We start from the raw sequence: 23,622 nt of genomic DNA, 5'->3' as shown, positions 1-23,622 counted from the left end.
GCTCTAGGGGTTCTGTAACCAATAGCTGGCATGTCAGGTTTTCCTGCTTCATATCTTCTCATTTTACTGGTTTTACCTCTAGGGCGTCTCCATTTGATTCCAAGTTTTTTATAACGAGCATATTCTTGTCTTTTAAATCTTTTATTAGCCATTTAAATCACCAAATTTATTCTTTGCTAGTTAAGTATATTCCGTCTTGGAATACTCTAGGATCTCTTCCTTTAATTTTAGTTGCTTGTTCTAAGTTAGCCATGGTTTGACCAACATCTTCCTTATTGATACCGGTAATTGTAACCTCATCACCTTTAACTACTACTTTAGCACTTCCGACTATTTTAGAAGTTCTTGGGTGTCTTTCCCCGAGGAAATTGTCAATTACCACTACATCATTTTGCACTTTCACATTCATTGGAAAGTGAGCGTAAACGATTTTCATATGATATTCGAAACCATCAGTCACACCAGTAATCATATTGTTAATGTGAGCTCTGGTTGTTCCAATCATAGCTTTATCTTTCTTTTTAGGAAAAGCAGTTTCTAAAACTACTTTGTCTTCTACTTCACTAATGGATACATTAGGATAAGTAAATACTCTGGAGTTTTCTCCATTAGGTCCTTTTACAGAAACCTCATTATTTTCAATTATAACTTCGACGCCTTCAGGGATTTCAATTTCTTCCCTTATAGCTGCAGCTACTACCATTTTATCACCTAATACATGTAAGCCAACAAACGTCCACCAATTCCTCTTTCTTTAGCCTCATTGTGAGTCATAATTCCTTCAGGAGTAGTGACGATTAAAATACCAAAGTTTTTTGCTGGCAAATATCTTTTTTCAAATTTCTCAAATTCATCTTTTTTAACAGCATGACGAGGTTTAATAACACCACATTTGTTAATGTTACCAATTAATTCAACAGTGAATTTTCCTGCCCTGTTGTCATCAATATATTCAAAATTACCAATATAATTCTCTTTTTGCATAGTGCTTAAAACTTGTCCAATTAATTTGGAAGCAGGTGAAATAACACATGAATCATTCACTTGTAATTCGTTATTTCTAATGTTAGTTAAAGCATCAGCAAGAGGATCCATAAGACTCATATTTAAAACCTCTAATTATATTTTTTAAATCCAATTTTAGGAGCAATTTCCCTAAAACATTGTCTGCATAAATTTAATCCATATCTACTAATCATAGCAGAGTGGTCTCCGCAACGAGTACATTTTTTTGCAGCTTTTCCGTATTTTCTTGGCAAAGTATCACCTTTATTCTGTTACATAATTAACTTTGAAGTTTTCTTCCATAAATTTCATAGTTTCTTCTTTAGAAATCCTATGTTTTTGTGGAACTTTCTTTTGTCTGATTTTTCTTTTTGATATTCTGTAACCTGGTTTTTCAAAAGTAACAGAAACATTCATACCAAAGATACCGATATCTGGATTGTATCTCATACCTGGGATATCAATGTGTTCTCTGATACCAAAAGAAAGGTTTCCTTGTGCATCAAATTGGGTAGGTTTAATATTCCTACTAATTCCTTCTAAAACCATATCAATAGCTTTGTCAGCTTTTTCTCCACGTAAAGTTAATTTACATGCGATTGGTTGTTTTTTCCTAATACCCCATTCTGGGTTAGTTACTTTAGAGAAAGTTTTCACAGGAGTTTGGTCAAACATTTCTTCTAAGAGAGTGATAGCACGGGATAATTTTTCACCAGCTTCACCAACACCAATACTGACGGTAGCTTTTTCGATACGTACTTCATTCATTGGGTTCATTTATTAACCTCCAATAAAGATATTGCTGGTGCTTCATTACCAACAACAAACGCATAATCTTTTAAAGTTAAAAATTCATCTTTAGAATTATTTTCGATAATAATAGTATTTGGATTAGAAGATTTATTTTCAATAATTTCAGTTACGGTACCTAATTCTCCAGTGTGTTTACCACCGGTAACAAGAACGGTTGCACCTTCTTGAAGAGGGTAAACTTCTGCAATTTCTTGTTCAGGTACTTTTAAAGAAATAACATCTCCAACAGAGTATGCATCTTCATCAATGATAACATTTTTACCATCATGAAGGTTTAATTGAGTTTTTCCACCTTTAATTGTGGATTTGTTAACAATTTTAGATAATTTAGCACTACTATCATCAATTAAATCTAATTGTAATCTACCTTTTCTATCTAAAAGAACTCTGTAAGATTCACCAGTTTTTGGAATATCAATGATATCCATGAAACCTACTGGGAATTTGTAATCTTTAACAACTCTTCCGTCAACTAAAATATTACCAGAGTTGATAATCCTTTTTGCTTCTCTAGAATTGTCAGCTAATTTTAAAACATCTCTGATAACTAATGTTAAAGGAATTGAATCTTCAATGGAATGAGAACCTGCGGAAGGTTTTACAGTCCATGTGTCTTCTTTAGGATGAATAGGCCAAGATTTTGGTGCTTTATATCTTTTAAGATGTTTTCTAGATCCCATTTTAGCCATATTAATTATCTCCTTTATTTTTTATTCTTCTATCATCACTTAAATCTGCATCAATAATTACTAAGTTAGATGGATCTACTGGGAGGAATGTAGAAGTTCCGTCTGGTTTTGATAAAGTAACTTCTTCAATAGTTACTTTGTATGAACCGTAATCTACACTGAGGACTTCTCCTTCTTGTCCTGTGAAATCTCCACGAAGAATCCTAACTTTGTCTCCAGCTCTTAAAGGTAAAGATCTTTTTCCGATTTTTTCCCTTAAATCTTGACTTAAAGAAGCACTTAAATGTTTTCCACGTGCATGAGCAGGAGCATCATAAAGAGCTTTTCTTTGTTTTCTTGGTTGTTTTGACATTTTTTCACCTTATACTAAAATACTTGCTGCACTACCTACACTAGGCCATCTGTCAGCTGCTTCTTTAGCAACAGGACCTCTTATTTCGGATCCTTTTAAAATTCCTTCAGGAGTAATAATAACTGCTGCATTATCTTCAAATTTAACACGAAGACCATCAGCACGTCTATATTCCTTTTTTTGTCTGATTACAACTGCATTAACAACTTCTCTTCTCATGTCAGCAGTTCCTTTTTTAACAGAAGCAACAACTAAATCTCCAACACCAGCAACGTCGAGTCTCCTTCTTACACCTTTAAATCCTTTTACGGAAATAATTTCGATTTCACGTGCACCGGTATTATCTACACATTGGAGGGTTGCTCCAATTGGTAATGCTTTAGATACACTTGAGGTTAATGGTTTCATATTTAATTACTCTCCTTTAACTTCTACTAAAACAAAATGTTTAGTTTTACTTAATGGTCTGCATTCTGCAACTTTTACAGAATCTCCAACATTCACATTTAAGCAATCTGGTTTGTGAACATTGATTTTGGATTTTCTTTTTTCATATCTTTCATATTTTTTAATGAATTTATAGTAACTACGTTCGACGGTAATAGTCCTTTCTGCTTTGTTACTGACAACAATACCTTCAAGAACTTGACCTCTTACAGGTAAAGTTCCGTGGAAAGGGCAATTAGGATCATCGCATGTAGTTTCAGGTTCTTGAACATTGAGCCCAACCATATTATCACCATTTAAATTTTTTTAAATCTTTTTTTTATCCTGTCTTCAGGACGGATTGATAAGATATTACCATTAATTTCAACTTTTTCCCCGTTTGGAATTTCAAATATAAACATTGAACCTTCCTTTGGAATAATTTTTTCACAATTATTCTCATCCTGTATTTTAATGGTATTTTTTGTCTCATCAATGATAGTTCCTTTTAAATTAAGAGATTTGTTCTTATTACTTGTCACATGAACTTTCAAACCTATAAATTCATGATGAACCAAGTTACTTGAAGTAATCATAATCTCAATCTCTTAACATAACATTTACAATAAATCATGCAGAAAAATTACAAAATTTTATTGAAATTTATCGAGTAGATGAATTATCTCCTTTTTTTATTGTTCTTTTTAGATTCACGAATTTCGATAGTATCTGAAGAGAAACCTAAATCAGAAAGAACTTCTTTTACTCTGACTTTATGATCTCCTTGAAGTTCAATTTGACCATTTTTGGCTGTTCCGCCACAAGCGCATTTAGCTTTGAGAGTTTTGGTGAGTTCTTTGATATCGATATCGTGTTCATCTATACCTTCGATAATTGTCATGAGTTTTCCGAATCTTCTTCTAACTGTAAAAACTTTTAGAGTTTGAACTTCACGTGCAATTTCTTCACAAACACAAAGTTCTTCAGGAAGCCCACATACATCACAGATTTTTGACATTTAATTCTCCTTCTGTTTTTCATTCAATATTGTAAGAACACGAGCAATTGTTCTTTTTAATTCTCTAATTTTTCCAGGGTTTTCAACAACCCCTGCAGCTGCACTTTTAGAAACATTTTTGGATAATTCAGTTCTGAGTTCGACTAATTTGTCTTGGATCTCATCAACTTCCATGTCCCAAATTTCTTTACTTCTTAAAATCGCCATTGTTCCAACTCTTTTGGATAATTAAATTTATATATTTAACTATCATCTTCTTCTACTTCTTCAGTAGATTCTTCTTCAACAACTTCTTCTAATTCGTCGAGATCTTCAACTTCTTCAATGATTTCCTCTTCGATGATTTCTTCGGTTTCAACATCGATTTCTTCTTCTTCGACAATTTCACCGTCTTGTTCGATGGTTACTTTTGGAGGGAGGATTTCGACGGAATCAGGTAACACTGTATCAGGAGGCATAATTCTTACGTAAATACCTAATACACCAGGTTTTAATTCAGCAGTAGCGAAACCTTCTTCAACAAATCTGATGGAAGGTTCTCCACATTTTTTGATGTATCCTTCAACGAATTTTGCTACAGCAGATCTAGAACCTCTGATTTTACCGGAAATAGTTACTTCTACACCTTGAGCTCCTGCACCCATGATTCTACGAATAGTGGAGTAAGCAACTCTTCTGAAGTGCATTCCTCTTTGTAACATATTGGATATTTTATAAGCCATGATTTTTGGGTTGAGTTCAGGAACTTCAACTTCTTTAACTTCAATTTGAGGATTGTCTAATCCGAATTCGTTTTTAAGAACGTTGGTAATAGTCCTTACGTTTTTTCCACCTCTACCAATTACCATACCTGGTCTTTCTGCATAAACAATAACCATGGTACCTAAAGGTGTGATTTGAACTTCCATACCACCGTATCCGGCTCTTTCAAGTTCTTTTTCTAAGTATTCATCAATTCTAGTTCTTCTAAGGCCTTCTTGAACGAAATCTTTTTCTATCATTAGTTAGCCTCCTGTAATACAATTTGAATATGAGTAGTAGGTGTGTTAAACGGAGTCATTCTACCAAAAGCTCTTGGTATGTATCCAGGAATAACAACGCCTCTGTGAGATGAAATATGTTCAATGAATAATTTTTCAGTGTCTAATCCTTTGTACTCTGCATTAGCTTCAGCATTTTCTAAAACTTTTAAGATTTGTTCTGCTGCTTTTACAGGGTATCTTCCAGAAGGCCAACCTTCCTGACCTTTTCTGTGACCAACTTTTTTGTTGTGTCTTTTGAAAGGAACTGATTTTTTCATTCCGATAACATCTTCTAAGTAAGCTTTAGCTTTAACTACTTCCATTCCTCTTATAGCACTGCAAATCTCAACACTGTGTTTTGGAGAAATCTTAAGAGATTTTGCCATAGCACGTGCAGTTTTTGCCTCATCAACATCATTATTATAAGCATATTTGTTAGCCATGTTCTAATCTCCTTATTTAAGTGGTACAAACATGGATGATCTTGTAGCACCCATACCTGGGTCTCCGTGTTGAACTCTTTTTCTGGTTGGTGCATATTCACCAAAGTAATGACCAATCATTTCTGGTGCAATAGTCACTTCAACAAAATTCTGACCGTCATAAATACCGAAAGTGGTTCCGACCATTTCAGGGATGACAATCATGTCTCTGCAATGAGTCCTAATTACAACTGGACGACCATCTTTAGTTCCTTCTTTATTCAACTTTCTCATTTTATCCAAAACAATTTGTTGTCTTGGTAAGAATCCTCTTTTTAAAGACCTTCTTTGTCTTGCAGGTAATAATTCCATTACTTCCTCTAAAGACATGTCTTGTAATTCTTCAAGAGTATAACCTTTATATTTAAATACTTTTCTTGCCAATGAAACACCCTCTATCTATCTTTTTAAACCTGTTCTCTTAGCTGCAATTGAACCAACTTTTCTTCCTGGTGGTGCATGTCTTGAAACAGTAGTTGGACGACCAGGATGTTGTCTGTTACCTCCCCCGTGAGGGTGGTCTACAGCATTCATTGCTACTCCTCTTACAGTCATGAATTTCTTACCTTTAGCTTTATAAGCATGCCATTTTTTACCTGCTTTAAGGAATGGTTTATCTTTTCTTCCTCCACCTGCTACTACACCAATACTAGCACGGCAGTTAGGATTTAAGTATTTTAATTCCCCAGATGGTAATTCAACAACAGTTTGGTTAGCATCATGAGTTACAACATTAGCATAAGTTCCGGAAGATCTTACAAAACGACCTCCATCTCCAGGAGTGTTTTCAATATCATAAATCGGAGTACCTTCAGGAATTTCAGCAAGTGGTAAAGTATTACCGAATTTGATTGGAGCAGAAATACCACATTCAATTTCATCATCAATTTGAATGCTTTCAGGTGCTAATATAAATTTCTTTTCACCATTTTCAAATTTAACTTCTGCAATAGGAGCGGTTCTTGCTGGGTCATGTACGATATCAATGACTTTACCTTTGATACTGCCTTCTTTTTCTAATGCATCGTAAGATCTGTATCTGATTTTATCTTTGAAACGATGAGAAGCAACACGGTGAGCAGGAGTTCCTCTACCTCTTCTTTGATGTATTAATCGTTTTCCCATTCAAATTCCTCCTTAGAATACTCCTATTCTGACAGCGAGTTCTTCTGCCATTTCTTCTTCAACAAGTTTGATGTATGCTACTTTTTGACCTTTGGTTGTGATATGAGTATTTACTTTTGCAACTTTTTCATCGTATAATTCTTCAAAAGCTCTTTTGATTTGGCTTTTGTTAGCTTTACGGTTTACAACAAAAGTAATTTCATTGTTCAAATCAATCAAGTTCATGGTTTTTTCAGTAACATGAGGTTTAATAATAATTGAATATGAATCCATAATAATCACCTATTTTCCAAAATTATTGGAATAAACCTCCTAATTTTTCAACAGCTGATTTGGTATAAACAGTGAGTCTTCCTGGGTGGGTACCTGGTGCTAATAATTCAGCATTTAAGTTTTCAACAACCACAACATCTACACCAGCGTGGTTTCTTGCACCTAAGGAAATACCTTTATCTTCACCGACAACAACGAGAGGACCTTTTACTTTTTTGTATTTTCTTCCTCTGGTTTTTCCTCTACCAGCTCTGATTCTTTTACCTTCTTTTGCACGAATAATGTCATCGTAAACTCCTAAGTTTTCAAATATTTCACGAGTTTGTTTGGTAGTTTTTACCTCTTCGATGTCATTTTCAACGATGATAGGAACTTGCTCTAAGTCTTCTACTTTGTGACCTCTGTTTTCAACAATCTCTTTGTTGGTAGTTGCTGCAACAGCAGATCTGATAGCAAATCTTCTTTCTTTTACGTTGATTTTTTCGTGATGATTTTTTTCAGCTCTTGTAGGATGTGCTTGTCTACCACCAATAGCCATTGGTACGAAAGCTGCTTTAGAACCATTTTTAATCCTTGGTACTCTTGCGGTACCTCTACCTGAACCCCATCCTTTAGCGGAAGTTCTTTTACCTGCCATCGGGTCATTACCCCATGGTTGTACTCTAGCAGATTGTGCAGAAAGTACAGCTCTTTTGATTAAATCTGGTCTGTACACTTCATCAAAAATAGCTGGAAGTTCAATTTCTTCTTTGACTTCCCCGTTAATAGAATAAACATTTACTTTCATGATTATACCCCTTGTTTAGATTTTGTACTAATATAGTTTATTTGAGGGATATCCTCAGCTTTGTTATTAGGTCTGATAGGTTGTCTTAGGATAACTAATCTTTTGGAAGGACCTGGGAGGGAACCTTTTACTAAGACATAATCGTTTTTAACAACACCATATTTAACAAATCCACCATCTGGGTTGATTTGGTCAACTTCATCAGCTGATGCAATTTTTAAAATCCTTTTGTTGAATTCAGTTCTTTTATGGTATCCCATTTGACCTGCCTGTGCAACAGTCCACATAGTTCTTCTAGGTGTCCAAGGACCAATAGAACCAACGTGTCTACCTTTACCTGCTCTAACAGCTTTACCATATTGAATTCTAATTCCCCATCTTTTAACTACACCTTGGAATCCTTTTCCTTTTGTAGTTGCAATAGCATCAACAAATTCTCCTTCATTGAAGATTTCACTAGCTTTTACTTCATTACCTAATAATTCTAATGCAGTGTTTAATTTTTCTTCAGGATTGCTTCCACCTATACCACATTCAAATATATCAGGTTTTTTCTTAGGTACACTAGTTACTTTTGGATTGGTGTGTACTAAAACCCTAATTTCTTCTGTGTTTTCTAATTCACCTTGTATTTTTGCAATAGCTTCAGATTTATTGTATTCTTTTGGAAGAGAAATCTTCCTTGAAAGTTCTTGATCTAAATTGTCTGCAAGTACTTCGGTGATAACTTTCAAACCACGAGAAGTTTTTTCATAAGCTCTAATTCCCATTACTACGACCGGAGGCACTTCCAATACAGTTACTGGAGTGAAAACTTCCATACCATTGGTAGGGGAGTTTTTATCAGTATCAGTGACTAAAGCGTGAGTCATACCGACTTTATATCCTGCGAGGCCGAGTAATTTTGGTTCATCAATTTGAGGCCAAGATTTTACTCTAGGGGTTTCTTTTGCTGCTCTTTTCCTTGGACTAAAAGCAACTGACCCTTTTCTTGGCTGGTGATGTCTTACCATTTAATTTAACCTCCTTATTAATATTTTTCCTTATTTTTAATCAATTTTAATTTTTTTAATGGCTAAAAAAGCCATTATAGAGTGATAAGATAATATTTGGAATATAATCTCATCGAAATAATAAATAGCCGTAAAAACAATTACAACTAGATAAATATTAAATTTCAATATATTCTATTGAGTTTATAACCATTGAAGCACAAACAAGAATATATCCAATGTATAAATCATTCTGCGCTAAGTAAATTTTTAGGAGAGTCCTAAAAACATTAATGTATAAAAAGTTGAGCAAGTTATCTATTAGCGTGATAAGACTAATAAATCAAAGAGAATTAAAATCTCATAAAGTTAAATAAAGAAAGTGTAGCGACAACTGCTTCTTCAGTCCTGACAGTTTCAGTTCCTTGACCAGGAATAGTGTTTAATTTAAACAAATCCCAATTGTCATTAGAAACATCTTCTTCAATAGAAGAATAAGGGCCACCAAATAAAATAGCAATACTTTTACATTCATCTACTTTATGTTTTAATTCATCAAAAATAGAATCAATATAATCTCCATATCTTGTAGTTTCAACAACAAGATCAGGTTTAATTAATTTTAAGCTATTTTTAAGACTCTTAGTGGAGGATATTACATTATATCCCCAGTAAATGTCATCTGGTTTATCAGGTGTGACTATTACTTCTTTCTTAGCAATTTTAGTAATCCTAAAGTCAAAAATCTTTTTGACAGTAAGTTGCTCTTTACAGAATGCAAGTTTATCCATACCTATATCAACATAAGTTCCTTTCTTATTTCTCTTAACAGTAAACCCTTGCCTATAATCACCGACGTCAGGTTGATCATTGACAGGATGATGAGGAGTCCTAAGTGGAGGTAAAATACCTACATGCTTCAATTCCGGCCTTATAGGAAACGCTTTTTTCCTCAAATATTGAGGAGTATTCATATAATCCAAAACTTCAGCAATAAAATCTCCATCAAGTTCTCCATCTTCATTTTTAGCATGATTATCATTATAAATAACCACATTATCTGCTTGAAAAATAGCCAAAGCTCTTCCTAAAATTCCCACTTTATAAGTACGAATTTTGAGATCTTTAGACTCAGAAAGAAATGAATTTGGAATAAATATAGATAGCTCATCTTTATACATTACTAAACAATATGTTAAGCAAAGCATATAAAGATTACCCTACATTTATATAGCTATCACTAAATAGACTTACACATTTACAAAATATTATATCACTTATAATATCTGTAGCTTCTTTTTATGCTACCAACTTTTTTATACTCAGAGAATATATTAATATAAAATCTGTAAAAACCACTATATAAAGGTATTGTTTTTTAAGCAAAAAAAATAAAAAAATTAAAATTTAATCGAAAATTAAATATCTAAGACTGCCCTAAATACAATAACCTTAACTGTCTGAATTTCTTTTGTGTGAAACTCGTAAATTTTGGGAATAGGAAAATCATAACGGAATATATGTGTAATGACAAGATCATTTTTTCTATAAAAATCAATCAGAAACTCTTCAGTAGAAGCCATATGAAAAGAATACAAAACTTTAGGCTTTAACACACAGGCCTTTTTGACAAAATTCAAGTCCTCACCATGTTTGGCTTTTTTTTGAGAACCAAAAGGAGGGTTTTGAATAACAGTATCTATATCCCCATCAAAATCAAAATCTGCAATATCACCTAAAACAAATTCGGCATTTTCGATTTTCAGTTTCCTTGAAGAGTCATTTGCTAGATCAATTGAATCCGCATCAATGTCTACGCCGCATACTGAATCGGCACCCATTAAAGCACAACCTATTGAAAAAATACCGCTGCCACATCCCAAATCAACAACAGTCTTATTTTCAATGTCCCCCAATGAAAAAGCATTCCAAATTAAATCAGATGCAATAATAGATGGAGTGGTATACTGTTCAAGACCAACTTTCGGTTTAGGGTGAGGAGGTATTGTCTGAAGTTTCATTTCCAAATGTTTTTTTCGGGTAATTCTTTTCATAAACAAACATTTAATTATTATCTAATTAATATATTATTATATTATAATAAAAAAATTACTTTGAGGTTTCATATGTTTGAAAAAGTATTAATTGCAAATAGAGGAGAAATCGCAATAAGAGTTATGCGAGCATGTCGTGAACTCGGCATTGATACAGTAGCTATTTATTCTGATGCAGATAAAACTTCTTTATATACAAAATATGCTGATGAAAGTTTTCCTTTAGGCAATCCTTCACCAGCTAAATCATATTTGAATATAGAAAAAATAATCAACATTGCACTCGAATCCGGAGCGGATGCAATTCACCCAGGTTACGGATTTTTAGCGGAAAATTCCAAATTCGGTGAAGAATGTGAAAAAAATGGAATTAAACTAATTGGACCTTCAGGAGAAGTAATTAATCAAATGGGAGATAAAATTACCTCAAAAGCTCTCATGAAAAAAGCTGGAGTTCCTGTTATTGAAGGTACACCGGAAGGAATAACTGACATTGAAGAAGCAAAAGAAATTGCCGCAGCAATCGGTTATCCTGTAATTGTAAAAGCATCAGCAGGTGGTGGAGGAATAGGAATGCGTGCAGTATATGAAGAGGAAGAACTTGTACGTGCAATCGAATCCACACAATCAGTTGCATCAACAAACTTCGGTGATTCAACAGTATTTATCGAAAAATATCTGGAAAAACCTAGACATATCGAATTTCAGGTTTTGGCAGACGAACACGGTAACGTAATCCATGTAGCTGACAGGGAATGTTCCATTCAAAGAAGACACCAGAAACTCCTTGAAGAAGCTCCTTCCCCAATCATGACTGATGAATTAAGAGAACAGATGGGTGGAAGTGCAGTTAAAGCCGCAGAATACATCGGATATACCAGTGCAGGTACTGTAGAATTCCTATACGACAATGGCAATTACTATTTCCTTGAAATGAATACCCGTATTCAAGTGGAACATCCAATTACTGAACTCATTACAAATACTGATTTGATAAAAGAGCAAATAAAAATTGCAGCCGGTGAAGAATTGGAATACTCACAAAACGACATAAAAGTAACCGGACATGCTATTGAATGCCGTATCAATGCAGAAGATCCATTAAATGACTTTGCTCCAAATCCTGGAAAAATTACAGGATACAGATCACCTGGTGGACCTGGAGTTCGTTTAGACAGTGGAGTTTACATGAATTATACAATTCCAACATTCTATGATTCCATGATTTCAAAATTAATCACATATGGAAGAAACAGGAACGATGCAATTACTAAAATGCAAAGAGCTTTAAGGGAGTACATTATTCTGGGAGTAAGAACAACAATTCCATTCCATAAAGCTATCTTGAGAAATCCTAATTTCCTTTCCGGAGATTTGAATACACACTTTATCGACCAGCATAAAAAAGGTATTGATACTGAAATGGTAAATGTCATCGAGGAAGATGCGGAATATGTAAACAAATTAAAATCCACATTCATGCCAAGCAAAAAAATAGCCGCAATTTCAGCAGCTGTCGGATCATACCAAAATGCTATCAAAAGTCAGCAAATGAAAAAATAAACGTTGAGGTTTAATAATGCGTAATGAAATTATTAATTTATTAAAAAAAGAAAATAAACTTTCCGAAGAAGCACTTAATGAAATCAAAGATTTGGAAATCAATGATTTTTCAAATACCATCAAAGAACTTGGAAAACAGAAAACTGATTACATCAAAGAATCCGAAATTTCCAAAGACCTGAACACCAACTTTATGGGTAAAGACATTTATATCTATAAAGAAGTTTCTTCAACAAATACTGTGGCTAAATTTTTATCCCAACATGATGTTAAAAACGGTGCAGTTGTCATTTCCGAAAAGCAAACTGACGCAAAAGGCAGATCTGGAAAAGCTTGGGCTTCCCCATTGGGAGGAGTATGGTTGTCAGTCATTTTACATCCTGAAGTTGACCACTCCAAATTACCTATGATTACATTAGCGGCAGGAGTTGCAGTTGCAAAAGCTCTTGAAAAGATAGGTGTGGAAAATCCAGAAATCAAATGGCCTAATGATATCATGATAAACGGTAAGAAAGTATGTGGAATCCTGACAGAAGCAGTAGCTAAATTCAACACCATCGAAAACATTATTCTTGGAATAGGTATCGATGCGAATCTGGAAGTAACTGACTTTCCGGAAGAATTGCAGGAAGGAACAACTACTCTTAAAGAATACTTCGGCAAAGAAATCGATGAAAATTTACTGATTAAAATACTTTTAGAAGAACTTGAAGAAATTAGTCATCTTTTCAACGAAAATGAATATGAAAGAATTTTAAAAGAATGGAGAAAACGTTCATATACAATCGGAAAAATTGTTGAAGTAAGAAAACCATTCAATGCCTATTACGATGCATACGTTATAGGAATTGGAAAAGAAGGAGCTCTTGTTGTTGAAAAAATTGATGGAACATTAGAAAAAGTAATTTCAGGAGAATGTATTATTAAAAATTAGAATACAATCTCTCTACATTTATCTTCATTAATAGCTACTTCCTGTAGTTTATTAAATGAAGATTCTATTTTTTTATATAAATCATTTAAATCCAAACTGAAAGCATCGTTTGTGGACAAATCGAATCTTATTGTTGCAGAAGCACCTGGCATTGAAACTGCAGGAATTGTGATAATTCCATAATCTTTTAATAAAATAAATGAAAATACAAATGCCAAATCATTTTCTGATAAACAGTGTTCTACTTTAATTTCCCTAGCTAAACCTTGTGGTGAAATCATGACACCTGTGGGAGTGGTTTCGAAATTTTCAAATTTTTCGCTCAATAGATTAAACAGTTCATCCTTTCTAGAAAAACTGTTGATTAAGTTAGTTTCATCAAAATTTTTTATCCCGTTCAGCATTGCAAGAACCAGAGGTGGCTGAGCCTCGAGACCAAACTGATTAACTTTCACCTTGATTGCATCAATCAAATCTTCACGACCTGCCATAAGTCCTCCCCTAGGACCTGGCATTAATTTATCTGTGCTTGTTATTGCAATATCCGCACCTAAATCACAGGCTTTAGCCTGATTGAAAACAACTGTCCGAAGTCTTGCACCTGATGCATCATCAACCATTACAGGTATATCTTTTTCATGAGCCATATCTATGACTTTCTTGAATTGTTCCTCATCGATTACATCATGATCCATAGTGGAACCTGTGACGATGACCAATGAAGTGTTTTCCGGAATTGAAAAATCATCAAATACATCGGTTTCAAAATAATTGGCTCCGATTAACTTACAACTTCTGGGAATAGATGGATGAGCAGGCAACTTTGCAAGATAATGAACAACATTAGAATCCTTTTCAACCAATGTTAAAATAGTAGCCAATATTCCTGAAGAGGTTCTGTTCAACGGGAGGATTTTTTCACCACCCATATGCTGTTTTCCAACCTTTTGAAGTTCCTCTTCAAAAATTGCAGGTCCGACATATGTTTCCAAAAGACTGATTTCAGATTCGGACGCAATGAAACCTCCGGATAAACCAGTCAAATCAGAAAGTTCTGACCTTCCACTATTTTCGACAATGCCCTTAATAATTGAAAGTGCCTTTTCTCTTTTTTTAACTTCATCTAAAGAGTTATTGACTATCATCTAATCAGAGTCATCCAATTCTAATTTATAATCTTGTAAGAATTCTAAAATAGATTTTAATTGTTTTTCAGCAACTTGAATTGATGTATATTCATCTTCTTCAGGAATTCCATAGAAATAATCAGCAAATAAAACTTTTCCTTCAGGATTTGTAATGATAGTGATACCATCTGAGAGTTTATCGGGATTTTTGTTTTGGAATTCTATTTCAAAGGAAACTCCAAATTTTTCTGAGAATTTTGCTTTTTCTTCTGGTTCTCTGTTACATTTTCTGATTTTACTCATTCTTGTTTTCAATTTTTTTTCTGCAAGTTCATCAATATTGTCAACCATAATTACACTTCCTCTAAAAATTCAATGTAAATTGTAAATTAAAATATACTATAATTGAAATTATATATAAGCATTAGTATTTAAGCAAAAAATCAGTCATATAAACTATTTCCATGACTGTCCATTGCAACAATAAGAGGTCCGAAATCTTTTACTTTAAGATTCCACATCGCTTCAGGCATTCCCAAGTCCAGCCAGTCCACGCTTTCAATTTTTTCAACTGCATCCACATATAAAGCAGCGCATCCTCCAGTAGCAACCACATACAGAGCATTGTTTCTGATTAACGCTTCACGCACTGTATCATCCATTCCTCCTTTGCCTATGACAATTTTAGGCCCCATATCCAAAACGTCACTTTGGTAAGGGTTCATCCTCATTGAAGTGGTAGGGCCAATTGCAACCATATCATATTCGCCGTCTTTTTTGGAAATGATAGGACCTGCATGAAAAAGAACCGCACCTTCAATATCTAAAGGAGCACCTTCCTCCAAAAGACGTTTATGTGCCTGGTCTCTTGCAGTTAATATATTTCCAGTAAGATAAACTACATCTCCTGCTTTTAATTCATTTAAATTTTCATCTTTTATCGGAACCTTTAATTTTTTTTCCATTTATTACACCTTACATTAGTATAAAAATAATATTATATTACAAAATATATAAAATTTTTAGATTTAAGAAATTTAATGGCTAAAAACCAAGACTCAATCAACCCTTCTGAAATGCCAAATGAACATTTCCTGTAAGAAACCGGATAATTCTTTTACAAGAATTTTAAATCTGCTAAATAATAAATATTAGATTGATTCGGGAGTGAATGAATCAATCATAGAGCATTTATTAAATCTGTATATTATAAACGGTACAGACAGTGCAAATGAAATCATTGACATTACCAATATTGATGTGGTAAACACTGATTGAATGAGGAATCCTCCAAGGATAATTCCTATGGTCCTGTTCAGATTAACAATGAAAAGATAAAAACCATTTGCAAATTCAGGTGTCTCAGGCGCCGCTGAACTTATGGTATATTGTGCAATTGTCTGCATCGATCCATCTAAAATACCGAAAAGGATCATAATAACAAACATTGGATTGTCAAGCTCAATGCAAATCAGCATGGTAATAATTAATGCTATGAATACAATAGGATATAGGGTAACAGTTAATTTAAGATTCTTCTGCATTAACTTTCCAATCAAACTTGTTCCGAATACACTTGCAATTCCGTTGAAGAAGATATACACCGCCACCAGGTCATAAGGCAGTAATGTAATAGTCTCAAGCAATAACGTGAAGAAGTTGTATGTTACAGACACTCCCACACCAATAAACAATATTGAACACACAGAAATGGCAAAAAGTTTACTTCTTGCAATGCTGAACTGCTTGATAAAACCGCATTCGTTTACACCTTTCATTTTCGGAAGGAATAATATGGTTAGAACTAATGTTATCAGATTAACTGATGCAATCCATAAAAGTGCAAAATTATATCCATAATTGGTTGTCAGAAATACTGAAATTGATGCTCCAAATACCGCTCCACTTGTAATTCCCAAAACTACCTTGTTAACCTCATTAGGATTGATTTTTGAAATATATGTTAAAGTAAAACTGATTGCTGTTGAATAGAAAAATGTCGGAATGATCCTTAATAGGATTACAATTATAAAATCACTGACAAAAATCTGTATAAATGTTGTTATGACAGTTATAACAAGAGATAATATGAAGAACTGTTTTTTCTCATATCTTGAAAAATATGAGGGGAAAAAGAGTGCGGTTATTCCTATAATGAACAAGAATCCTCCCAGATACAGACTGCTTTCCATTAAAGGCACACCATAAAATATTGCAATTTCATTCGACAGTCCGGATACACTTAATAATGTTGACAATGAAAAGGTTATGAAAAATAATGTTATTAAAATTTTTTTATTATACGCTCCCATTAATGCTACTCCCTATAAAACAATTATATTCAATCTAAAAAAATTGCGAGCATGTTTTGAAATTGAAAGATATGAATAAGAATAACTATTCAATGAAAAGTAGTTAGACTTGATTAATAAAACATTTAAAATCTAATTAAACTTTGCTTTGTTTAATTGAAACTGCCCATTAAATAAATTTAAATGCATGTACTTGCATTCATTAAATAAAAAGTTATTATTTATTTAAATTAATTTTAAAAAGCATATTATATAAATTTTTTCGAAAGCAAGTACTAACTTGCATAATTTAACTTAAATAATATGATGAGTAATTTTTAAATCAAGAAAAAGACAAACAGTGTAATGTGATATAAATGTAGTGATTTAACCATTTGAATGATACAAAAATCTATGCATCATAATTATTGAGATATATTTTTTTGATTTAGACAAATTTATTATATGGTTATGACTAAATTTATAATATAAACATTAAAATCTGTAGGACAAAATATCATGTCAAGTATGAGCAGCGTTGCAGGCCTATCAAAATATATTAAAACCCTGCCAAAAACCGAGTATTCAATTATTGGAATGATTCTCATGAGTATGATCATGGGAAGTGCAATCTATCTCATTGATAATTCAACATACTTCGGAATTCTGGAAAATATCATATATGGAGGCATTTTCGGACTTCTAGTTTATGGAACTCCATCAGTGATGGCAGGTGCTTTAAATCAACAAATGATACAGGCACTACATGGAATTAACCTAAAAATAAAGCATTCCATGTTTTTATCTGCTCTATCAATGACAATTTTATCTCTCATAATACTCGTTGGGGTGTCAAGTTCCCTAATCCTAGGCGGAGAACTGTTTTTTGATTCACTGTTATTCGGCTGCGTTATAATCTTCGGATTTAATACACTGGTATTCTGGGCAACTTCAAACGTGAGATTTACAGCAGCTGCAGGAACCGGTTTGATTCAGCCAGTACTCATTCTAGCCATGTATCTACTTATAACATTCCTTGTCAGCGATACAAGTTTTTTAGGCTCTGCAATTTTGCAAATAATTATTAAGGCATTTGTTGCAGCTATAATATTTGTACTTGCAATCTATGCATTCATCAAAATCATTGCATCACCATTCAATAAAAACCTGGGAATTGGAGTCTTGGATCTCTTAAGCTTATTTATCGCACACCTGAACGATGGGTCAAACTCATTGGAAGGGTTATTCAAAGATATGGGGGAACCTATCGACACTGTAGTGTCATTTGTCAGTTTCAGGAATGAAAATGGGATAAAATCATTATTCATTTCACCATCAGTACATCCCGGCCCATTAGGGGATTTGGGAGGATCAAATATGCCTACAATCCTTGCAAACAAATTTGACAATTTCACAATGGTAGCACATGGACCGTCAACACATGATTTCAATCCTATAGCCGTGTCTGAAATTGATAAAATTGAAAATTCAATAAAAAAAGGATTGAAAAGAGTTAACTATACTGATAAAGCAAGCAAATTCATTAGATATACTCATGAAAAGGCGAAAATAGGAGTTCAATTCTTTAATGATGGTGCGGTCATACTGTCTACTTTTGCGCCGGAAGCGGTAGACGATATCGAATTTGGTGTCGGCCTTACAATGATGGCATTAAGCAGAAGCAGATGCAACATCGAAAATTCAATTATTGTGGATTGCCACAACTCATTTACTCCGGAAAGCGGTGAAGTACTTCCAGGAAACTCCGAAGTTTTCCATTTAATCAGTGTTATCGATAAAATTGAAGAAGATCCCGAAAAGTATTCCATAAAAGTGGGCTGTTCACAAAACAAAATGGAACCTCTGGGCAAACAGGAAGGAATCGGTGAAAGTGGAGTCAAAACCATGATTGTTGAAGTTGAAAACCAAAAAACCGCATATGTTCTTTTTGATTCAAACAATATGGAAAGAGGTTTTAGACAGCAGATTATAGATGCCGTAAGTGATTTGGGAATAGATGATATGGAAGTAATGACCACTGATACACATACAGTAAATACTCTTTCAAGAGGTTATAATCCTATAGGTATTGCAAAACGAGAAGAAATCATTGAATTTGTGAGATTAACAATAAAAGAAGCAATTGATGATTTGGAAAAGGTTGAGGTTGGAACTGGAACCGAAAAAATAGAAAATCTCAATACCTTCGGACCAAAGAATTCAACTGAACTGATTTCAACAATAAGTTCAGTTGTGGCCGTAAGTAAAATTATAGCTCCAATTCTGTTAATTACATCCTTATTAATAGCATTTGTATGGATTTTCTTTGGAATTTTATAGATACATTGTTAATAAGGTATATGAAATTACCCAAGTAAAGAAAAACGGTGAAATTCCATCCCATAACCATTGGGTGAAACCGGAAATTTCATCGCCAGCTATCTTTTGAGAAAACTGACCTACAAAGTACAATATAATTAATGCAACAAAACCTGCAGCGATATCATTTTTAAAACCCATCCAACCTTTTGTTAAGACTGTTGAAATGCCTGCTGCAATAAGCCCAAAAACAATATGAATACTAGTAACTTTAATAGTAGTGTCCATTGATTACCTCCATAATTAAATATATTAATATAATTTTAGTGATTATAATATATTAAAGTATTGATTAAATTAAAGGTGTTTATAAAATGAAATCCATGTCCAATGTAGATGTTTATACAATAAGTCATGAATTAAATAAATTACTGAGTGGGGCGAGAGTAGATAAATCCTTCCAGCCCACCAAAGATATAGTCGTTGTGAGATTTCATGTTGCCGGAACGGGTAGGGTGGATTTAGTAATGCAGTCAGGCTCCAGAATCCATACAAGCCAATATCCCCTTGAAAATCCCACTATCCCACCTTCTTTTCCAATGATTTTAAGAAAAAGGATTAAAGGAGCACATGTGGAAAGCATAACCCAACACAACTTTGACCGTGTAATTGAAATAAGAGTCAAAAAGGACCAGTACTACACAATTATCGTGGAGCTGTTTGATAAGGGAAACATTATCCTTTTGGATGAAGAAAACAACATTATACAACCTCTTAAAAGAAAACTTACAAGCGAAAGAGACATCAGCTCCAAAAGAGAGTATTCATTTCCGGAAGAAAGAGGTATAAACCCTATTGATATCACAGAAGATGAATTCAAAGCATTGTTTTGTGAGGACAGTGACGTTGTAAGAACACTAGCAAGAAACGGTCTGGGCAGCCTGTATGCAGAAGAAATAATAAAAAGAGCCAACGAAATAACTGAAATAGACAAGAACGTTTCGAACAATGAACTGAGCGACGAACAGAAATCAACATTATTTGACGTACTTAAGGAATTGTTTACAAGTCTGACAGACGGATCAATCAAACCTCAGATAGTGAAAAATGACAATAAAGAAGATGTGGTTCCGCTTGACCTGGTAAAATATGAGAATTTTGAGAAAACATACTATGACAACTTTAATGAGGCATGTGATGAATTTTATTCCAAAAAAATAAACACCGCAATAAAAGACGTTAAAGAATCAGCATGGAATAAAAAAGTAAACAAGTTTGAAAAACGATTACGTTTACAAGAAGAAACACTTGATAATTTTAAAACTACAATCGAAGAAAGCCAACATAAGGGAGAAGTAATTTATTCTAATTACACCACCATTGAAAATATAGTCAATGTTGTAAACACAGCAAGGAGTAAGGACTATTCTTTTAAAGAAATTGGAAAAACACTGAAAAAAGCCAAAAAAGAAGGAATGGCTGAAGCGCAAATCTATGAATCAATCGACCCATTAGGAGTATTGACATTGAATATTGATGAGACTTCAATAAACATAGATCCAAAACTGACAATACCAGAAAATGCCGAAAATTACTATGAAAAAGCCAAAAAAGCTAAAAGAAAAAGTAAAGGTGCGCTAATAGCTATTGAAAATACCAAAAAACAACTCGAAAAAATCAAAGCTAAAAAAGACATAGCCATGGAACATATAGCAACCCCTAAAAAAAGAGTTAAGAAAAACCTGAAATGGTATGAAAAACTAAGATGGTTTATAAGCTCCGACAACATTTTAGTGATTGGAGGGCGTGACGCAAACTCAAATGAAAATGTGGTTAAAAAATATTTGGAACCTAACGACATTTATCTGCATGCTGATATACATGGTGCAAGTTCAACCGCCATAAAATTAAATGGTAGTGAATTAAATGACAATATCCTTAAAGAATCAGGGGAGTTTGCAGCTTCATTTTCATCTGCTTGGTCGAAAGGCTTCACATCCCAAGACGTGTTTTGGGTACGTCCAGACCAGGTTTCAAAAACACCTGAAGCGGGAGAATTTTTAGCCAAAGGGTCATTTGTAATAAGGGGACACAGAAATTTTATTCGAGGTGCAAGATTAAAACTGGGTATTGGAATAGTGGACTACGAGGGTAAACGTATAATGGCCGGACCGATTGATGCAGTGGAAGCCCATTGTGAAAAATATGTTGTTTTAAAACCAGGATTTACAAAAAAAGAAGCAATAGCTAAAAAAATCATCAACAAGATAAATGAAGATGACTTGCTGACACTTGATGATATCATAAGGGTATTGCCAACCGGAAAATGCGATATCGATGAAGAATATCATCAAAGAAAAAAATATGAAAAAAATTATTAATCCTGATAATCTTCAGGATTATATTCAAAGTATTCATCAGGATTCATAACCACAATATCAATATTTGGGTTAAACTGACTGACGAAGTTTGCAAATATTGCAGGGTCCTGCTCTATAGGCGGGAAAGTATTGTAATGCATTGGAATAACTACTTTAGGATTCATCCACATGGTTGCAAGTGCCGCTTCAAACGGACCCATTGTAAATTTGTCCCCAATAGGAACCAACACCACATCAGGTTTATATATATCGCCTATGATATCTTTCATATCACCGAACAGACCTGTATCTCCTGCATGGAAAATTTTAGTACCATCAGCAAAAGTTATCAAAAAGCTTGCTGCACTTCCCCCAGGAACAATTTCCTCTACAATGTCTATGTCAGAGGAATGTTTAGCATCAAGCATTGTGAATTTAATATCCCTAAATATAAATGAACCGCCAATATTAACGCTGATATTGCGAATTCCTTGTTTAGCTAAAAAGAGTGAAATCTCATGGATACATGCAATTGGGGCATTAGTGTTGTTAGAAATCTCTAATGCATCGCCAAAATGATCTGAGTGACCGTGAGTGAGTAAAATAATATCTGGATTAATTTCTTCAACAGGAACTTCGCAAACGGGATTGTTACTGATAAAAGGATCAATCAAAATCTTAACGTTATCATCACTGATTATTTCAAATGCGGAATGACCTAACCATCGAATTTCCATTAGGCTGTTCCTCCCATAGCATTAATAATTACAGTTTCATCTAAATTTGAAGCAATATTCCAAGTTTTTTCAAAATCTGCTCTGATATTTGAAATGGAAGTCCTATCATGGTAGATAGCACCGTATTCAAAGTCATTCTGACTTTCGGAGATGATCATTGCATGAGAATCATCAGTTATCAAATTAACAGTATGCACTTTAGGAACTGTCTTGATATGTACCCCTTGTTTTAAAAGGGAAGATATTAAAAACATGTAAGACATGTCTGATAAATCAAATTCATCGATGATAACCCTTGAATAAATTGTTGGGACATGAGATAAGAATCTGTCTGATAAATCATTTAATGAAGGAATTTCCAACATGATTTCCTTGTTGACATGAATTGCAAGTTGATCGAAAGCCTCTTGAGAAGACATCAAACCGGTATCTGAAATTACATAACTTTTAAGCAGTTTTGGAACCGGTAAACTTTCAGGATTATTAACATCAATTTTAATTTCCTGGTCCCTTACAACTTTAGGCTCCGCTTTGACTTCGTTTTCAGGTAAATTATGAACAGGAATGACTGGTTCTTCAGCCAGTTCACGCATAATTTCATCAGATTTGTCTAATTCATCCCTAAATTGAGGAACTTCTTCTACAAAGTAATCTCCCTGACGTTTTTTAGGGGACCTTGTAACCTTTAAAGGTCTATCATAACTAGGAGTGAAATCCAGCTGTCTGTTAAAACTAACATCCGCCGGCTCATCATTTGAACTGACGTCAAAAACTGCCTTAGGATTTTCTTCATAATCTTCTCTTAAAAATTGACTGGTATCAGTTGTAGGTTCAAAGTCATCCAATACCAAATCATCATAGCCCTCGTCACCATAATCATTGAAGTTGCGTTGAGCGCTTAAGGAAGGAATATTCCCTTTTGATTTTTTTTCAGACTTACCTAAAGAAGGCCTGTTATATTCATCAGACTTTAAAAAATCTTTTAACATATTAGTAGTCCTATCAGCATTGTATTCAACAAAATAGCTAATAATCAAGATTATTCCAACAATTGAAATGATAAGACCCACTATTAATAACAGATCCAGTAAGTTATAAACACTTGTCTCATATGCTATGAGAATACCAATTACAAATAAAATAAAACCTGAAACTAATTTTATTGTATTTCCCACGTTTTCACCCTTATCGTTTATTATCACTCTATATTTAACTATTTAATTTATTTATAGTTTATATCGTCAAAACAATAC

Annotated in this window: 32 protein-coding genes; 4 read left to right on the top strand and 28 right to left on the bottom strand. The window is 33.7% G+C overall.

The features are described 5' to 3' along the window. The 21 genes from ACKI2P_RS04660 to ACKI2P_RS04560 all read right to left on the bottom strand — a co-directional run. Window positions 1-152: eL32 family ribosomal protein (locus tag ACKI2P_RS04660; protein ID WP_407375463.1), on the bottom strand; the 152-nt coding region annotated here is incomplete at its 3' end. A gap of 14 nt (window positions 153-166) precedes the next feature. Next, window positions 167-703: a 50S ribosomal protein L6 gene (locus ACKI2P_RS04655; protein WP_407375462.1), complete on the bottom strand. Its 537-nt coding sequence runs from the start codon at window positions 701-703 to the stop codon at window positions 167-169. Window positions 704-711: 8 nt separating this feature from the next. Further along, window positions 712-1,104: a 30S ribosomal protein S8 gene (locus tag ACKI2P_RS04650; protein WP_292808818.1), complete on the bottom strand. Its 393-nt coding sequence runs from the start codon at window positions 1,102-1,104 to the stop codon at window positions 712-714. A gap of 11 nt (window positions 1,105-1,115) precedes the next feature. Further along, window positions 1,116-1,259, bottom strand: coding sequence for a 30S ribosomal protein S14 (locus ACKI2P_RS04645; RefSeq protein WP_299522416.1), 144 nt, complete (start codon window positions 1,257-1,259; stop codon window positions 1,116-1,118). A 10-nt stretch (window positions 1,260-1,269) separates the two neighbouring features. Further along, entirely contained in the window at window positions 1,270-1,782 is a 513-nt protein-coding gene (locus ACKI2P_RS04640) for a 50S ribosomal protein L5 (protein WP_407375460.1), read from the bottom strand. Then, a complete protein-coding gene (locus ACKI2P_RS04635) occupies window positions 1,779-2,507 on the bottom strand; it encodes a 30S ribosomal protein S4e (RefSeq protein WP_407375459.1) in 729 nt (242 codons plus the stop codon). The genes ACKI2P_RS04640 and ACKI2P_RS04635 overlap by 4 nt, the downstream gene beginning before the upstream one ends. A 1-nt stretch (window position 2,508) precedes the next feature. After that, window positions 2,509-2,859 (bottom strand): 50S ribosomal protein L24, encoded by a 351-nt coding sequence (gene rplX / locus ACKI2P_RS04630; RefSeq protein WP_407375457.1) that lies wholly within the window; start codon window positions 2,857-2,859, stop codon window positions 2,509-2,511. 9 nt (window positions 2,860-2,868) lie between these two features. Then, complete coding sequence (locus tag ACKI2P_RS04625) at window positions 2,869-3,267, bottom strand: 50S ribosomal protein L14 (RefSeq protein ID WP_292746869.1); 399 nt, start codon at window positions 3,265-3,267, stop codon at window positions 2,869-2,871. A 6-nt stretch (window positions 3,268-3,273) separates the two neighbouring features. Continuing rightward, window positions 3,274-3,591 carry a 30S ribosomal protein S17 gene (locus tag ACKI2P_RS04620; protein ID WP_295598965.1) on the bottom strand — a complete coding sequence of 106 codons (318 nt, stop codon included), beginning with the start codon at window positions 3,589-3,591 and terminating at the stop codon, window positions 3,274-3,276. A gap of 11 nt (window positions 3,592-3,602) precedes the next feature. Next, window positions 3,603-3,881: a ribonuclease P protein component 1 gene (gene rnp1, locus ACKI2P_RS04615; protein WP_407375455.1), complete on the bottom strand. Its 279-nt coding sequence runs from the start codon at window positions 3,879-3,881 to the stop codon at window positions 3,603-3,605. Between the two features lie 83 nt (window positions 3,882-3,964). Further along, window positions 3,965-4,303, bottom strand: coding sequence for a stress response translation initiation inhibitor YciH (gene yciH / locus ACKI2P_RS04610; protein WP_292808806.1), 339 nt, complete (start codon window positions 4,301-4,303; stop codon window positions 3,965-3,967). Next, window positions 4,304-4,510 carry a 50S ribosomal protein L29 gene (gene rpmC / locus ACKI2P_RS04605; RefSeq protein ID WP_116591334.1) on the bottom strand — a complete coding sequence of 69 codons (207 nt, stop codon included), beginning with the start codon at window positions 4,508-4,510 and terminating at the stop codon, window positions 4,304-4,306. Between the two features lie 35 nt (window positions 4,511-4,545). Continuing rightward, window positions 4,546-5,304 (bottom strand): 30S ribosomal protein S3, encoded by a 759-nt coding sequence (locus ACKI2P_RS04600; RefSeq protein ID WP_407375453.1) that lies wholly within the window; start codon window positions 5,302-5,304, stop codon window positions 4,546-4,548. Continuing rightward, window positions 5,304-5,768: a 50S ribosomal protein L22 gene (locus ACKI2P_RS04595; RefSeq protein WP_407375451.1), complete on the bottom strand. Its 465-nt coding sequence runs from the start codon at window positions 5,766-5,768 to the stop codon at window positions 5,304-5,306. Before ACKI2P_RS04595 ends, ACKI2P_RS04600 begins: the two co-directional genes overlap by 1 nt. A 12-nt stretch (window positions 5,769-5,780) precedes the next feature. Then, entirely contained in the window at window positions 5,781-6,191 is a 411-nt protein-coding gene (gene rpsS, locus ACKI2P_RS04590) for a 30S ribosomal protein S19 (protein WP_407375449.1), read from the bottom strand. Between the two features lie 15 nt (window positions 6,192-6,206). Continuing rightward, window positions 6,207-6,932, bottom strand: a complete 726-nt coding sequence (locus tag ACKI2P_RS04585) for a 50S ribosomal protein L2 (protein WP_292740357.1) — start codon at window positions 6,930-6,932, stop codon at window positions 6,207-6,209. A 12-nt stretch (window positions 6,933-6,944) separates the two neighbouring features. Further along, a complete protein-coding gene (locus ACKI2P_RS04580; RefSeq protein WP_407375447.1) occupies window positions 6,945-7,205 on the bottom strand; it encodes a 50S ribosomal protein L23 in 261 nt (86 codons plus the stop codon). 22 nt (window positions 7,206-7,227) lie between these two features. Next, window positions 7,228-7,992: a 50S ribosomal protein L4 gene (gene rpl4p, locus ACKI2P_RS04575; protein ID WP_407375445.1), complete on the bottom strand. Its 765-nt coding sequence runs from the start codon at window positions 7,990-7,992 to the stop codon at window positions 7,228-7,230. Between the two features lie 2 nt (window positions 7,993-7,994). Then, entirely contained in the window at window positions 7,995-9,005 is a 1,011-nt protein-coding gene (gene rpl3p, locus ACKI2P_RS04570; RefSeq protein ID WP_407375444.1) for a 50S ribosomal protein L3, read from the bottom strand. A gap of 332 nt (window positions 9,006-9,337) precedes the next feature. Beyond that, window positions 9,338-10,165: a putative RNA uridine N3 methyltransferase gene (locus ACKI2P_RS04565; protein ID WP_407375442.1), complete on the bottom strand. Its 828-nt coding sequence runs from the start codon at window positions 10,163-10,165 to the stop codon at window positions 9,338-9,340. Window positions 10,166-10,402: 237 nt separating this feature from the next. After that, a complete protein-coding gene (locus ACKI2P_RS04560; protein WP_407375440.1) occupies window positions 10,403-11,038 on the bottom strand; it encodes an METTL5 family protein in 636 nt (211 codons plus the stop codon). Window positions 11,039-11,110: 72 nt separating this feature from the next. Here ACKI2P_RS04560 and ACKI2P_RS04555 point away from each other — a divergent pair, with 72 nt between their 5' ends. Together ACKI2P_RS04555 and ACKI2P_RS04550 are read left to right on the top strand one after the other, a co-directional pair. After that, window positions 11,111-12,601, top strand: a complete 1,491-nt coding sequence (locus tag ACKI2P_RS04555) for an acetyl-CoA carboxylase biotin carboxylase subunit (protein WP_407375438.1) — start codon at window positions 11,111-11,113, stop codon at window positions 12,599-12,601. 16 nt (window positions 12,602-12,617) lie between these two features. After that, entirely contained in the window at window positions 12,618-13,535 is a 918-nt protein-coding gene (locus tag ACKI2P_RS04550) for a biotin--[acetyl-CoA-carboxylase] ligase (RefSeq protein ID WP_407375436.1), read from the top strand. Here ACKI2P_RS04550 and ACKI2P_RS04545 read toward each other — a convergent pair. The 4 genes from ACKI2P_RS04545 to ACKI2P_RS04530 form a co-directional block, all read right to left on the bottom strand. Beyond that, the gene (locus ACKI2P_RS04545; RefSeq protein WP_407375434.1) at window positions 13,532-14,680 is read right to left on the bottom strand and encodes a TIGR03576 family pyridoxal phosphate-dependent enzyme; all 1,149 of its coding nucleotides are present in this window, start codon (window positions 14,678-14,680) and stop codon (window positions 13,532-13,534) included. The genes ACKI2P_RS04550 and ACKI2P_RS04545 overlap by 4 nt on opposite strands. Further along, on the bottom strand, window positions 14,681-15,013 hold the full coding sequence (locus ACKI2P_RS04540; RefSeq protein ID WP_407375432.1) for a hypothetical protein: 333 nt from the start codon (window positions 15,011-15,013) through the stop codon (window positions 14,681-14,683). 92 nt (window positions 15,014-15,105) lie between these two features. Beyond that, the gene (locus tag ACKI2P_RS04535; RefSeq protein ID WP_407375430.1) at window positions 15,106-15,627 is read right to left on the bottom strand and encodes a FumA C-terminus/TtdB family hydratase beta subunit; all 522 of its coding nucleotides are present in this window, start codon (window positions 15,625-15,627) and stop codon (window positions 15,106-15,108) included. A gap of 186 nt (window positions 15,628-15,813) precedes the next feature. Continuing rightward, window positions 15,814-16,974: an MFS transporter gene (locus ACKI2P_RS04530; RefSeq protein WP_407375428.1), complete on the bottom strand. Its 1,161-nt coding sequence runs from the start codon at window positions 16,972-16,974 to the stop codon at window positions 15,814-15,816. A gap of 498 nt (window positions 16,975-17,472) precedes the next feature. Here ACKI2P_RS04530 and ACKI2P_RS04525 point away from each other — a divergent pair, with 498 nt between their 5' ends. After that, entirely contained in the window at window positions 17,473-19,293 is a 1,821-nt protein-coding gene (locus ACKI2P_RS04525; RefSeq protein ID WP_407375427.1) for a DUF2070 family protein, read from the top strand. On the opposite strand, the gene ACKI2P_RS04520 is transcribed toward ACKI2P_RS04525, so the two are convergent. Next, entirely contained in the window at window positions 19,288-19,560 is a 273-nt protein-coding gene (locus tag ACKI2P_RS04520; protein ID WP_407375425.1) for a hypothetical protein, read from the bottom strand. The genes ACKI2P_RS04525 and ACKI2P_RS04520 overlap by 6 nt on opposite strands. A gap of 86 nt (window positions 19,561-19,646) precedes the next feature. On the opposite strand from ACKI2P_RS04520, the gene rqcH reads away from it, so the two are divergent. Then, window positions 19,647-21,653 (top strand): ribosome rescue protein RqcH, encoded by a 2,007-nt coding sequence (gene rqcH / locus ACKI2P_RS04515; protein ID WP_407375423.1) that lies wholly within the window; start codon window positions 19,647-19,649, stop codon window positions 21,651-21,653. Here the strand turns inward: rqcH and ACKI2P_RS04510 are convergent. Then, entirely contained in the window at window positions 21,650-22,369 is a 720-nt protein-coding gene (locus tag ACKI2P_RS04510) for a metal-dependent hydrolase (protein WP_407375421.1), read from the bottom strand. The genes rqcH and ACKI2P_RS04510 overlap by 4 nt on opposite strands. After that, window positions 22,369-23,544, bottom strand: coding sequence for a hypothetical protein (locus ACKI2P_RS04505; RefSeq protein WP_407375419.1), 1,176 nt, complete (start codon window positions 23,542-23,544; stop codon window positions 22,369-22,371). Before ACKI2P_RS04505 ends, ACKI2P_RS04510 begins: the two co-directional genes overlap by 1 nt. Window positions 23,545-23,622 lie beyond the last annotated feature (78 nt).

Source organism: Methanobrevibacter sp. (assembly GCF_045541095.1).
Lineage (GTDB): Archaea > Methanobacteriota > Methanobacteria > Methanobacteriales > Methanobacteriaceae > Methanocatella.
The sequence above is the reverse complement of the archived record's forward strand: the minus strand, read 5'-3'. Positions and strand labels throughout refer to the sequence as shown.

Coding starts and splice junctions, on each gene's coding strand:
- ACKI2P_RS04535 (WP_407375430.1), bottom strand. CDS start 15,627: ATGGAAAAAAAATTAAAGGTTCCGATAAAAGATGAAAATTTAAATGAA.
- yciH (WP_292808806.1), bottom strand. CDS start 4,303: ATGTCAAAAATCTGTGATGTATGTGGGCTTCCTGAAGAACTTTGTGTT.
- ACKI2P_RS04555 (WP_407375438.1), top strand. CDS start 11,111: ATGTTTGAAAAAGTATTAATTGCAAATAGAGGAGAAATCGCAATAAGA.
- rpl3p (WP_407375444.1), bottom strand. CDS start 9,005: ATGGTAAGACATCACCAGCCAAGAAAAGGGTCAGTTGCTTTTAGTCCA.
- rpmC (WP_116591334.1), bottom strand. CDS start 4,510: ATGGCGATTTTAAGAAGTAAAGAAATTTGGGACATGGAAGTTGATGAG.
- ACKI2P_RS04510 (WP_407375421.1), bottom strand. CDS start 22,369: ATGGAAATTCGATGGTTAGGTCATTCCGCATTTGAAATAATCAGTGAT.
- ACKI2P_RS04560 (WP_407375440.1), bottom strand. CDS start 11,038: ATGAAAAGAATTACCCGAAAAAAACATTTGGAAATGAAACTTCAGACA.
- ACKI2P_RS04625 (WP_292746869.1), bottom strand. CDS start 3,267: ATGAAACCATTAACCTCAAGTGTATCTAAAGCATTACCAATTGGAGCA.
- ACKI2P_RS04545 (WP_407375434.1), bottom strand. CDS start 14,680: ATGATAGTCAATAACTCTTTAGATGAAGTTAAAAAAAGAGAAAAGGCA.
- ACKI2P_RS04525 (WP_407375427.1), top strand. CDS start 17,473: ATGTCAAGTATGAGCAGCGTTGCAGGCCTATCAAAATATATTAAAACC.
- ACKI2P_RS04540 (WP_407375432.1), bottom strand. CDS start 15,013: ATGGTTGACAATATTGATGAACTTGCAGAAAAAAAATTGAAAACAAGA.
- ACKI2P_RS04580 (WP_407375447.1), bottom strand. CDS start 7,205: ATGGATTCATATTCAATTATTATTAAACCTCATGTTACTGAAAAAACC.
- ACKI2P_RS04655 (WP_407375462.1), bottom strand. CDS start 703: ATGGTAGTAGCTGCAGCTATAAGGGAAGAAATTGAAATCCCTGAAGGC.
- ACKI2P_RS04650 (WP_292808818.1), bottom strand. CDS start 1,104: ATGAGTCTTATGGATCCTCTTGCTGATGCTTTAACTAACATTAGAAAT.
- rqcH (WP_407375423.1), top strand. CDS start 19,647: ATGAAATCCATGTCCAATGTAGATGTTTATACAATAAGTCATGAATTA.
- ACKI2P_RS04585 (WP_292740357.1), bottom strand. CDS start 6,932: ATGGGAAAACGATTAATACATCAAAGAAGAGGTAGAGGAACTCCTGCT.
- ACKI2P_RS04635 (WP_407375459.1), bottom strand. CDS start 2,507: ATGGCTAAAATGGGATCTAGAAAACATCTTAAAAGATATAAAGCACCA.
- ACKI2P_RS04530 (WP_407375428.1), bottom strand. CDS start 16,974: ATGGGAGCGTATAATAAAAAAATTTTAATAACATTATTTTTCATAACC.
- rplX (WP_407375457.1), bottom strand. CDS start 2,859: ATGTCAAAACAACCAAGAAAACAAAGAAAAGCTCTTTATGATGCTCCT.
- ACKI2P_RS04595 (WP_407375451.1), bottom strand. CDS start 5,768: ATGGCTAACAAATATGCTTATAATAATGATGTTGATGAGGCAAAAACT.
- rnp1 (WP_407375455.1), bottom strand. CDS start 3,881: ATGATTACTTCAAGTAACTTGGTTCATCATGAATTTATAGGTTTGAAA.
- ACKI2P_RS04550 (WP_407375436.1), top strand. CDS start 12,618: ATGCGTAATGAAATTATTAATTTATTAAAAAAAGAAAATAAACTTTCC.
- ACKI2P_RS04600 (WP_407375453.1), bottom strand. CDS start 5,304: ATGATAGAAAAAGATTTCGTTCAAGAAGGCCTTAGAAGAACTAGAATT.
- rpl4p (WP_407375445.1), bottom strand. CDS start 7,992: ATGAAAGTAAATGTTTATTCTATTAACGGGGAAGTCAAAGAAGAAATT.
- ACKI2P_RS04640 (WP_407375460.1), bottom strand. CDS start 1,782: ATGAACCCAATGAATGAAGTACGTATCGAAAAAGCTACCGTCAGTATT.
- ACKI2P_RS04520 (WP_407375425.1), bottom strand. CDS start 19,560: ATGGACACTACTATTAAAGTTACTAGTATTCATATTGTTTTTGGGCTT.
- ACKI2P_RS04565 (WP_407375442.1), bottom strand. CDS start 10,165: ATGTATAAAGATGAGCTATCTATATTTATTCCAAATTCATTTCTTTCT.
- ACKI2P_RS04620 (WP_295598965.1), bottom strand. CDS start 3,591: ATGGTTGGGCTCAATGTTCAAGAACCTGAAACTACATGCGATGATCCT.